This is a genomic window from Cryobacterium sp. MLB-32, assembly GCF_000738085.1.
Taxonomy (GTDB): Bacteria; Actinomycetota; Actinomycetes; order Actinomycetales; family Microbacteriaceae; genus Cryobacterium.
Window position 1 is genome coordinate 1 of sequence record NZ_JPRS01000406.1, and the last position, 2,824, is coordinate 2,824.

Here is a 2,824-nt window from a genome sequence, read left to right on the forward strand (position 1 = left end):
GTGAGCAGGACATTCGCTCGTGTGGCCCCAGTTTAGGGGGTGTATCAGCACAAAATGTAGAAAACCTGAATATTCAATGCCTAGTTCTCGGGCGAATATTTATTCCCTTCGCCTGACGGGGAACTCATAGACCGCGAAGCCCTCACTCTGACGAAGAATTCGGCTCCCTCGCGGCGTCTCAGCCGGCCGGGACGGCAGCCGCGTTGGGATCAAGAAGAACGTAGACCAGTGCCGTTACGGTGCCGGTCACAGACCCGGCAGGTGTCGGCACCGTCGTGGATACGGCAGTGACCATGATGAGTCGACGGCCGTGTTGAAGGCCCGATACGAAGCCCAGCACGTTGTCGTACGGGCCGTCAACGGTAATGGAGACCGGGATGGCCACGAAATTCGTGGGCGTGAGCCGGGGGTCGACGGTGGGGACGGCATTTGCGCCGGCCACCCCGGCCGTTGCGGCGTTCGCGGCAACCTCGGCCGCACCGGCAGCCGTTGTCGGCGCGGGCGTCGATGTGGACGTCGCCCCAGCTGCGGGCGCAGCCGCTGCCGGAACCTCGACGGCCAACAGAGTGGGGTCATAGGCCTGCGCGTCGTTCTGCGTAAACCCGGACAGCACCACCTGACTCTCGGCCGCAACCGAGTTGAGCTCGGCAATCAGCGCAGGAATCTCAGCGGCAGTAGGCACGGCCTCTTGAATAGTCGCCAGGTCACCTTTGAGTTCGGTAATCTGTTCGAACTGCTGCTTCAAGGTGACGATTTGCGCCTCATACGCGGCGTTCTGCACAAGCGTGGAGTCCCGTTCCGATTCATGGGCGCTCACCTCGCTCAGTTTCGGGGAGATGCCGAGCAACCACCCGAGCACGACGATCGCACCGATCACCAACACGGCACCGATCACCCAGAGCCTGTTCTTGTCCACGATTATTGTCCTTCCGGAGTGGAGAAGCGCCCCGAGAACGCACCTTCATTGACGTGCAGAACGACGTCCACCGTATATATCCCGGTGTCCGCTCGCGCGATCGTGGCCGGCAGGGAGTCCGCGTAACCGGGCAGGGTAGACATCGTCTGGAGCCACTCCGGCATGCTCGTGACGTCGGGACTGGTGAAGAGGATCCTGATGGTGGCCACCCGCGGGCTCTGCAGAGGGGTCGTTGCCTGCTCATAGGGAACGAGCGGCGAGGCAGAGTCGACCGAGAGAGTGTCAATGGTCACAGTGCTCGGCACAAGCGCCCGAACTTCAGCGAGGTAGGCCTGCCAATCGATCTCGGTGGACGCACCGAATTGCCGCGCGGCCAGCGTGGTGTCGAGGGCCGCCTGCACCTTTTGCACCTCGGAGTACTGTGACTGGCTCACCAGCAGGTCCGTGGTGCGCACCCGGGCCGCGTCAAGTTCGGCCTGGCTCTGCACGGCGGCCCAGGCGGAGGCACCGATTCCGGCGCCGACCAGCACCAGCACGGCCAGCAGAACGCCCGTGAGGCCTCGCCGGGTGGCTTTGACCTTCTTGAGGGTGCGAACTTCGGGCGGCAGCAGATCCATCCGGGGTTCGGCCCCGAGAACGAGGTCGTCCGTGGTCTTCTTCTTCGCGGTCATGCTTTACTCCCCAGGGCGAGGCCCAGCGCAACGGTGAAGGCACCGTTTGTGGCATTCAGAGCTGCGGCATCCACCCCGCGCCCGAGCGCAACCGATGCGAACGGATCCGCTGTCAGTACGGGTAATCGCGTCAGCTCGCCGAGCGCCTGCGGGAAGCCGCCGAGTTGGGCGCCGCCTCCGGACAGCACGATGCCGGTCACCGGCACGTGCGCTCTCGTGTTCGAAAAATAGGTGACGGTATTGCGCAGGCTGTTGAGCAGTTCGGTTGTCGCCTCGGTGATGATGCCTGCCTCGACGCTGTGTTCGTGCGCCGCCGCATGAATCCCATGCTCACGTTTGACGGATTCCGCCGTGGGCGCGTCAATCGACATGCCCAGCATGAGCGCCTGGGTGAGGTCTCCTCCACCGGCGGGGATGAGCCGCACGAACTGCGGCACTCCGGCCAGGGTGATCACGACGCTCGTGGTGGCCAGGCCCACGTCGATGAGTGCGACAGCGCCATCGAAGGTCGTTCCGCGACACACCGCCCGACTGACGGCGAAGGGAATGAGGTCGACCTCCACAGCGGTCAGTCCCGCGAGCTGCACGGCGGCGATATTGCCCTGCACCGCCTCCTTGACGGCCACGATCAGCAGACCGTTGATCTCCGGGCCGCTCTCGCCTTCGCCCTCATTGATCGGGTAGAAGTCGAGCAGGGCCTCCGCAACGGGAACGGGAAGCATGTCCGCGACCAGAAACGGCAGGGTCTCACGGATGCGTTTCATTGACATCTTCGGCACGGCGAGGTCCCGCGCGAGGGCACGATGATTGCCGATCCCCAGCACCACATTCTTGCTCTTGAAACCACCCGCCGACCACAGGGTCTTCAGTGCCGCCGCCACGGTGTTGGGCTCGGCGACTTCGCCGCGATTTACGGCACCCTCGGGCAGTGGAACCTGGTGGTAGCGCAGGAGCTTGGGGTGAGCCTTGCCCGCGTCGCTCAGCTCCACGGCGCGCAGTCCGGACGTTCCAATGTCGATTCCGACGACGCTGTCCGTCATGAGTACTCTCCAATCTCCATCAGCCGTTTATTTCTCTGTTCGAGACGACGGAGCCAGGCTGCGGAGTTGTGACGCCAGGCGTTACTCCCCCGGTGTTGAGGTCCACACCCGGCAGACCGATCGGGATAAACGTGAAGGTGGGGTTGTTCTTCGCTGAGCTGTAGTTACCGGCGATGATCTGGCCCCGCCAGGTAAAG

Annotated in this window: 3 protein-coding genes; all 3 read right to left on the reverse strand. The window is 63.7% G+C overall.

Features of this window, described 5'->3' with window-relative positions:
• Positions 1–178: 178 nt before the first annotated feature.
• From JF66_RS18965 to pilM, 3 genes are read right to left on the reverse strand one after another with little or no spacing between them, the layout of a single operon-like run.
• A complete protein-coding gene (locus JF66_RS18965; RefSeq protein WP_035880436.1) occupies positions 179–916 on the reverse strand; it encodes a type 4a pilus biogenesis protein PilO in 738 nt (245 codons plus the stop codon).
• A 2-nt stretch (positions 917–918) separates the two neighbouring features.
• Positions 919–1,587, reverse strand: a complete 669-nt coding sequence (locus JF66_RS18970; protein WP_035880437.1) for a hypothetical protein — start codon at positions 1,585–1,587, stop codon at positions 919–921.
• On the reverse strand, positions 1,584–2,627 hold the full coding sequence (gene pilM, locus JF66_RS18975) for a type IV pilus assembly protein PilM (RefSeq protein WP_035880438.1): 1,044 nt from the start codon (positions 2,625–2,627) through the stop codon (positions 1,584–1,586). Before pilM ends, JF66_RS18970 begins: the two co-directional genes overlap by 4 nt.
• Positions 2,628–2,824: the final 197 nt, after the last annotated feature.

What these genes read in the sequence shown, in the direction of transcription:
- JF66_RS18970 (WP_035880437.1), bottom strand. Translation starts at nt 1,587, where the DNA reads ATGACCGCGAAGAAGAAGACCACGGACGACCTCGTTCTCGGGGCCGAA.
- pilM (WP_035880438.1), bottom strand. Translation starts at nt 2,627, where the DNA reads ATGACGGACAGCGTCGTCGGAATCGACATTGGAACGTCCGGACTGCGC.